The following is a 7,165-nucleotide window of genomic DNA, read 5'->3' on the forward strand; positions in this document are numbered from 1 at the left end:
GGCCTGCGCGTGAAAGTGGTCGAGCGCCGCAAGGTGGTGGGTGGCGCCGCGGTCACCGAGGAATTTCACCCCGGGTTCCGCAATTCGGTCGCGGCCTATACGGTCAGCCTGCTCAACCCGAAGATCATTTTCGATTTGAAGCTTTCCGAGCACGGCCTGCGGATCGTCGAGCGCCGCGCGCAGAATTTCTTGCCAGCGCCCGATGGAAGTTATCTGCTGACCGGCGAAGGCCGCACGAGAGAATCCGTCGCCAAACTCAGCCAACGCGACGCCATCGGCATCGACGGCTTCTCGCGCGAACTGGAAGCCATCGCCGACGTGCTGCGGCAATTGGTGCTGCGCGCGCCGCCGAACATCGTCGAGGGCTTTGGCGTCGGCGCGATCCGCGAAGCGTTCAACGCGCTCGGCAGCGCAAATATCCTGCGCAGGCTGACGCTGGAGCAGCAGCGCTCACTGCTCGACCTGTTCACGCGCTCGGCCGGCGAGATGCTGGATCAACGCTTCGAAAGCGATCTGGTGAAGGCGCTGTTCGGCTTCGACGCCATCGTCGGCAATTACGCGAGCCCCTATGCCGCGGGCTCGGCCTATGTGATGCTGCATCATGCCTTTGGCGAGGTGAACGGCAAGAAGGGCGTCTGGGGCCACGCCATCGGCGGCATGGGCGCGATCACGTTAGCGATGGCGCGCGCGGCACGCGGCCATGGCGCCGAGATCGAAACCGACGCCGGCGTGCGCGAGGTGATGGTCGAGGGCGACCGCGCCGTCGGCATCATCCTCGACGACGGCAGGACCGTCCGCGCCAAATATGTCGCTTCCGGCGTCAATCCGAAATTGCTGTACACGCGGCTGGTGCCGGCGGGCGCGCTCAAGCCGGAATTCCGCGAGCGCATCAAGAACTGGCGCAACGGCTCCGGCACCTTTCGCATCAACGTCGCGTTGAGCGCCCTGCCCTCGTTCACGGCGCTGCCGGGCGGCGGCGATCACCTCACCGCCGGCATCATCCTCGCGCCGAGCCTCGGCTACATGGACCGCGCCTGGCAGGACGCGCGCGCTCATGGCTGGAGCCGCGAGCCCGTGGTCGAGGTGCTGATCCCCTCGACGCTCGACGATTCCCTTAGCCCTCCGGGCCAGCATGTCGCCAGCCTGTTCTGCCAGCACGTCGCGCCGGAATTGCCCGGCGGCCAATCCTGGGACGCGCACCGCGACGAGGTCGCCGATCTCATGATCGCGACGGTGGACAGGTACGCGCCCGGATTCGCGGCGAGCGTGATCGGCCGGCAAATTCTGTCCCCGCTCGACCTGGAGCGCCAGTTCGGCCTCATCGGCGGCGACATCTTTCATGGCGCGCTGACGCTCAATCAATTGTTCTCGGCGCGCCCGATGCTCGGCCACGCCGATTATCGCGGGCCGCTAAAGGGCCTCTACCATTGCGGAAGCGGCGCCCATCCCGGCGGCGGCGTCACCGGCGCCCCCGGCCACAACGCCGCGCGCGTGATCCTGGGCGATCACCGGGCGCCCTTCGCGCGCCGCTGACCGGTGCACAATCCCGTGGACAGGCTGTGGACAACCGGTGGGCGGCTATGGGGAAAGGCCTGTTATGGACGACCGGTATGAGCTGGGGATAAACTGGGTGTATTTTGTGAACTGGGATGTGGGCGAGCAGTGAATCGGCCGTGGAGAAGCCGGGTATGTCTTGCGTATAGGCCTGTGGGCGAGCGGCGAAGTTCGTTCGCCGTTCGCAAAACGGGTTTTCCGCCGCGCTCCGCCGCCCCCTCCTCGTCGCCAAAGATCGGGCGCGCCGGAGCGCCCGATCCCGGGAACCGCATCTTGCGTTCCGGTTACTTCAGCGAGGTGTTGATCGAGGTAAAGGTATTGTTAAGGTTGGTGCCAAGCCCATTGACGGCGGCGATGATGGCGAGCGCGATTCCGGCTGCGATCAGTCCATACTCGATCGCGGTGGCGCCGGATTCGTCGTTCAAAAACTTCAGGACAAGAGATTTCATGGTGGTTCAACCCCGGTTTGCGTCCCCGGAACGAGGGACCAGCTTCAGTTCCGACCCTGAAGCTAACCGAGAAAATCTAAGGCTGGCTAAACGCCGCGCCGACAAGTTTCCCGGATATTGAGACGCAAATATTCTTAAAGTTTGATCGAAAGGGCGCCACGCCAGCCCGGCCTCTCCACCTGCTCCCGGCTTCCAAAATGACCTCCACCCCCTCTACCCATCGCGCCAGCTTCGCCATCGGCAGCGAACAGGCCGCCAGGCGCGTCGTCGACCTGCTCACCGAAAGCTTGTTGGAGGGCGAGGCCGCGATCGCCGCGTTCGAGGGGCCGGGCGAGCGGTGGCACATCACCATGCATTTTGCCGAGCCGCCCGATCAGGCCTCGATCGGCGAGCTCGTCCGTCTGGCCGCCGGCGATGACGTCGCACGCGACATTGCCTTCGACACAATCGAGGCGAGGGACTGGGTCAAGACGACGCTCGACGATCTCGTCCCGGTTCTGGCCGGGCGCTTCATCGTCCACGGCCGGCATCATCGCGGCCGCGTGCCGGCCAACAAGCTCGGCATCGAGATCGAGGCGGCGCTGGCGTTCGGCACCGGCCACCACGGCACCACCCGCGGCTGCCTCTTGCTGCTCGATCACGTCCTGAAGGCGCATCGTCCGCGCAGGGTGCTCGATCTCGGCACCGGCACCGGCGTGCTGGCGATCGCCGCCGCCAGGGCGCTGCATGGCGCGGTGCTGGCGAGCGACATCGATCCGCTGTCGGTCAAGGTCGCCCGCGAAAACGCCCGCCTGAACCAAACCGGACATCTGGTGCAGACGATCCGCGCCACCGGCTTTTCGGCGCCGCAATTCGCCCGGCGAAAGCCGTTCGATCTGGTGCTGGCGAACATCCTCGCCAACCCGCTGCGGCAACTGGCGACGCCGATGGCGCGGCATCTGGCACCATCGGCGCTGGTGATCCTGTCGGGTCTGCTGACGCATCAGGTTTCTGGCGTGATCGCCGCCTACCGCGCCCGCGGCCTGGTCCCGCTGCGCCATCTCAGGATCGCGGGCTGGAGCAGCCTGCTGCTGCGTTACACGCGCTGAGCCAGGCTGGATTATCTTTCGGAGCGGCGGGCGATCGCGCCCCGCTCCTCGCGCTGGCCGCGCCTGATGCGCGCCTCGACGAAACGATCCAGGATCTGGACGATGACGCCGCGTTGCTTCTTGACGATGGGCGGAATCGGGCCGCGACGAACCGGCGGCGAAATCTTCTCAAACGTGAAAGCAGGCATCGTGTGTCCCCTCTTCGTCGAGTTGAAACACTCCTGGAGTTCCTCCGGATCTCGCACCATGAACGGCCAGCGACGGCTAAACGTTCCATCCCGTCTGACGCAGGTGGTTCCATATTCAAGCACAATCTATGCCAAATTGAGGCAAGCCCCGCCGCATTGCGGACTGAGCCTCCTCCTCCTAGAGTGGCCGGGCGATGTTCGAAGCCCATTTCCAGACATTCGAAGAACCCGAAAGCGGCGTGGCGCTGACCGCGCGGCTATCCGCGTTCCGTGAGGAAATGGCACGGCGGAAACTGACGGGATTCGTGATTCCCCGCGCCGATCAGCAACAAAATGAATATGTCGCCCGCTGCGAAGAGCGGCTCGCCTGGCTGAGCGGCTTCACCGGATCGGCGGGATTGGCCGTCGTGCTGACGCAGGAAGCCGTGGTTTTCGTCGACGGCCGCTACACGCTGCAAGCCGCAAAGCAGGTCGACCGCAAGGCCTGGCAGATCGAGCCGCTGGCCGATCCGCCGCCCGAAGGCTGGCTGGAGAAACATCTTGTCGCCGGCGACCGCCTCGGATTTGACCCGTGGCTGCATACTTCGGCGGCAGCGGAACGGCTGCAGGCTGCCTGCGCCAAGGCGGGCGCGGAGCTGGTCGCCGTCGACTCAAACCCGGTTGATTCGATCTGGACCGAACGCCCGCCGCCGCCGCTCGGGCCGGTCACGATTCACGGCCTGCAATTTTCCGGCGAAGCCGAGGCCGAAAAGCTCGGGCGCATCCGGCTCGAGATCGACAAGCTCGGCGTCGATGCGCTGGTGCTGTCGGATTCGCATGCGGTGGCCTGGAGCTTCAACATCCGCGGCGCCGACGTCTCGCATACGCCGCTGCCATTGTCCTATGCACTGGTGCCAAAGGACGGGCGGCCGACGGTGTTCATCGATGCCCGCAAACTGTCGAACGCCACGCGCGACCATCTCGAACAGTCGGCCGATGTCGAAGAGCCGGGCGCGTTGGCCCCGAAACTCACCGAGCTTGCCCGGCGCGGCGCCTCGATCGCGCTGGATCACGCGACCGCGGCCGACGCGCTGGGCCGCCTGATCGGCGAGGCCGGTGGCAAGGCCGTGCGCGGCAATGATCCCGTCAGTCTCCTGAAGGCGGTGAAGAACACAACCGAGATCGAGGGCACGCGCACCGCCCACCGGCGCGACGCCGTGGCGCTGACGCGTTTCCTCGCCTGGATCGATCGCGAGGCGCCGTCGGGACGGCTTACGGAAATCGACACCGTCGAGGCGCTGGAGACCTTTCGTCGCCAGACCGGCGCGCTGAAGGATGTGTCATTCCCGACCATCGCCGGAACCGGGCCGAACGGCGCCATCGTGCATTATCGCGTCACCCGCAGGAGCAACCGGCGGATTGCGCCCGGCGATCTCCTGCTGGTCGATTCCGGCGCGCAATATCAGGACGGCACCACCGACGTCACCCGCACCATCGCGATCGGCGAGCCGAGCGACGAAATGCGCGACCGCTTCACCCGCGTGCTGCGCGGACATATCGCGATCGCCCGCGCGATCTTCCCCGACGGCACCACCGGCGCACAGCTCGACACGCTGGCACGGCAATTTTTGTGGCAGGCCGGCATCGATTTCGAGCACGGCACCGGCCACGGCGTCGGCAGCTATCTTTCGGTGCATGAAGGGCCGGCGCGCATCTCCAGGCTCGGCACCACGCCGCTGAAGCGCGGCATGATCCTTTCCAACGAGCCCGGCTATTACAAGACCGACGCCTATGGCATCCGGATCGAAAATCTCGAGCTGGTGGTCGGCACCGAGATTGCCGGCGCGGAAAAACCGCTCAACGCATTCGAGACGCTGACCCTGGCGCCGATCGACCGCCGCCTGATCGATGTGACGATGTTGAGTTCGGCGGAACTCAAATGGCTGAACGACTACCACGCCCGCGTCAACCTCGAGGTACGCCCGCAACTCGATGAGGAGGCCACCAAACTGTGGCTGGATCAGGCGACGGCGGCGCTGCGGTGAAGCAGCTCCACTCACCAATGACAACGTCATGCCCCGCCGGGGATTGAAACCGTCATTGCGAGTTCTGTACCGAGCTGACGGCCGACCCTGGTGGATGAAACAACGAACCGCGGGGGTGGATTTCACGTTTTTCCGTAACCAGTAAAATCAGTAACTTGGCTTCCAGCCTCAAAATATGGAAAACAACCCCATGCAAAGGAGCCGTTGCTGGCATGATGCCTTGTGCGATGGCGCGAAAACATTTGACACGTCGGGCAAATCAGCGGCACTGCTCCAGCATCGCGCGACCCGCAAGATGGCTATGCCCTGCCCCCCGGCGCGAGGTCTCCATAAATCACGGTGTCAACGAGCGTGCGAATCCGAATTGGGCCGTCGCCGAAATCGAGTGTGGCGCAAGAATCGAGATGATCGTTGAGCCGTAGGGTGGGGCAAAGCGCCCTTGCGCGTGCCCACCATTTCTTGCGCGGACGGAAAGAAAGACGGTGGGCACGGCGCAAGCGCGCCTTTGCTTACCCTACGAATTCGCGTCGTCATTGCGAGTTCTGTACCGACCTGACGGCCGACCCTGGTGGATGAAACAACGAACCGCGGAGTGGATTTCACGTTTTTCCGGAACCAATAAAATCAGTAACTTAGCTTCCAGTTTCTTCTTAGCCAACGGGTCGGCGCAAAGCGCCGCCCGATGACAGGCTCCGCGAAGCAATCCATATGGCCGCAAGGCAAGAATGGATAGCTTCGTCGCTATCGTTCCTCGCAATGCCGCCGGACGCTAAATCTTCTCCAGCTTCTGCAGGCAGCGGACCACCTTCACCGCTTCGGGCATCGGCGTGTCCGGAAAGCTGGTCTTCCAGTCGGTGACCCCGACCTCGCCGACATAGATGTCGCCCCTGGAGTCCAGCGCGATGCCGTGCGGCGCGAGGAATTTTCCGGTCTCCAGGCCCGGACCGTTCTCGCCGCCGAGCCGCGCGATCCGCTTGCCCTTTGAATCGACGATGGAGAGGCGCGGGCCGAGATTCGGCACCTTGCGGTTGACGGGCATGCCGGGGCCGAGCTCGCCGATGATGAAATTCGGGTGCTTGCCGCCGCAGCAATGCAGCGCGCAGGGCCGGTGCAGATTGTTCCACTGGGTCTCGTATTTGCCGTTGCCGTCGAACACCTGGACGCGGTGGTTTTCGCGGTCGGCCACATAAACCCACCCGTCCGTGTCGGTCGCAATGTTGTGCACGATGTTGAACTGGCCGGGATCGGCGCCGGGCTCGCCCCAGGTTTTCATCAACTTTCCGTCCGGCGTGTATTTGTGGACGCAGGCGTTGCCGTAGCCGTCGGAGACATAGATCTCGCCCTTCGGCGACAGCGCGGTATGGGTGCAGCGGTGAAACGGCTCGCCGCTCATGAACGGCGCGGGTTTGTTCGGGATGCCGATCGTCAAGAGCACCTTGCCGTCGGTCGTGCACTTGCGCACGGTATGGTCGCCGTCATCGGTGCAGTAGAGATGGTCGTCGCTGTCGATGTGCAGCCCGTGTGCGCGGCTGAACAGGCCTTCGCCCCAGCTTGTGATGAAGTTGCCCGCACGGTCGAGCACCACCATCGGATGGGTGCCGCGATTGAAGACATAGATGCGGTCCCGGCTGTCGACCGCGACGGAGGCGACGTCGGTGAGTGACCAGCCGTCCGGCAGCCTGGCCCAGTTCTCCACCACGCGGTAGCGGTGCTCGCCCGAGCCGAGAATGGTCGGCATGTGTGGTTCCCCCATAAAAGTTGTTCCGGCTGTCATTCCGGGATGCGCCTTGGGTCGGCAATTGCCGACCTGAGGCGCAGGCCCGGAATCCACACTCTCGATCGTGGTTATGGATTCTCTGATG

The 7,165-nt window shown here is 64.5% G+C and carries 6 protein-coding genes; 3 read left to right on the plus strand and 3 right to left on the minus strand.

The window, feature by feature from the left end; genetic code table 11:
• Positions 1 to 1,533 (plus strand): phytoene desaturase family protein (locus WCE35_RS02195; RefSeq protein WP_424591701.1); only part of this gene is annotated, 1,533 nt, incomplete at its 5' end.
• A gap of 305 nt (positions 1,534 to 1,838) precedes the next feature.
• On the opposite strand, the gene WCE35_RS02200 is transcribed toward WCE35_RS02195, so the two are convergent.
• Positions 1,839 to 2,003: a Flp family type IVb pilin gene (locus WCE35_RS02200; RefSeq protein ID WP_424591702.1), complete on the minus strand. Its 165-nt coding sequence runs from the start codon at positions 2,001 to 2,003 to the stop codon at positions 1,839 to 1,841.
• A gap of 197 nt (positions 2,004 to 2,200) precedes the next feature.
• On the opposite strand from WCE35_RS02200, the gene WCE35_RS02205 reads away from it, so the two are divergent.
• Entirely contained in the window at positions 2,201 to 3,091 is an 891-nt protein-coding gene (locus tag WCE35_RS02205) for a 50S ribosomal protein L11 methyltransferase (RefSeq protein ID WP_424591703.1), read from the plus strand.
• Between the two features lie 11 nt (positions 3,092 to 3,102).
• Here WCE35_RS02205 and WCE35_RS02210 read toward each other — a convergent pair whose 3' ends face one another.
• The gene (locus WCE35_RS02210) at positions 3,103 to 3,279 is read right to left on the minus strand and encodes a hypothetical protein (protein ID WP_424591704.1); all 177 of its coding nucleotides are present in this window, start codon (positions 3,277 to 3,279) and stop codon (positions 3,103 to 3,105) included.
• A gap of 194 nt (positions 3,280 to 3,473) precedes the next feature.
• Between WCE35_RS02210 and WCE35_RS02215 the strand changes: the two genes are divergently transcribed.
• On the plus strand, positions 3,474 to 5,303 hold the full coding sequence (locus WCE35_RS02215) for an aminopeptidase P family protein (RefSeq protein WP_424591705.1): 1,830 nt from the start codon (positions 3,474 to 3,476) through the stop codon (positions 5,301 to 5,303).
• 769 nt (positions 5,304 to 6,072) lie between these two features.
• Here the strand turns inward: WCE35_RS02215 and WCE35_RS02220 are convergent.
• On the minus strand, positions 6,073 to 7,041 hold the full coding sequence (locus WCE35_RS02220; protein WP_424591706.1) for a peptidyl-alpha-hydroxyglycine alpha-amidating lyase family protein: 969 nt from the start codon (positions 7,039 to 7,041) through the stop codon (positions 6,073 to 6,075).
• Positions 7,042 to 7,165: the final 124 nt, after the last annotated feature.

The sequence above is a fragment of the Bradyrhizobium sp. genome (genome assembly GCF_049691595.1).
Classification (GTDB): Bacteria; Pseudomonadota; Alphaproteobacteria; order Rhizobiales; family Xanthobacteraceae; genus Bradyrhizobium.

Coding starts and splice junctions, on each gene's coding strand:
- WCE35_RS02215 (WP_424591705.1), top strand. CDS start 3,474: ATGTTCGAAGCCCATTTCCAGACATTCGAAGAACCCGAAAGCGGCGTG.
- WCE35_RS02210 (WP_424591704.1), bottom strand. CDS start 3,279: ATGCCTGCTTTCACGTTTGAGAAGATTTCGCCGCCGGTTCGTCGCGGC.
- WCE35_RS02200 (WP_424591702.1), bottom strand. CDS start 2,003: ATGAAATCTCTTGTCCTGAAGTTTTTGAACGACGAATCCGGCGCCACC.
- WCE35_RS02220 (WP_424591706.1), bottom strand. CDS start 7,041: ATGCCGACCATTCTCGGCTCGGGCGAGCACCGCTACCGCGTGGTGGAG.
- WCE35_RS02205 (WP_424591703.1), top strand. CDS start 2,201: ATGACCTCCACCCCCTCTACCCATCGCGCCAGCTTCGCCATCGGCAGC.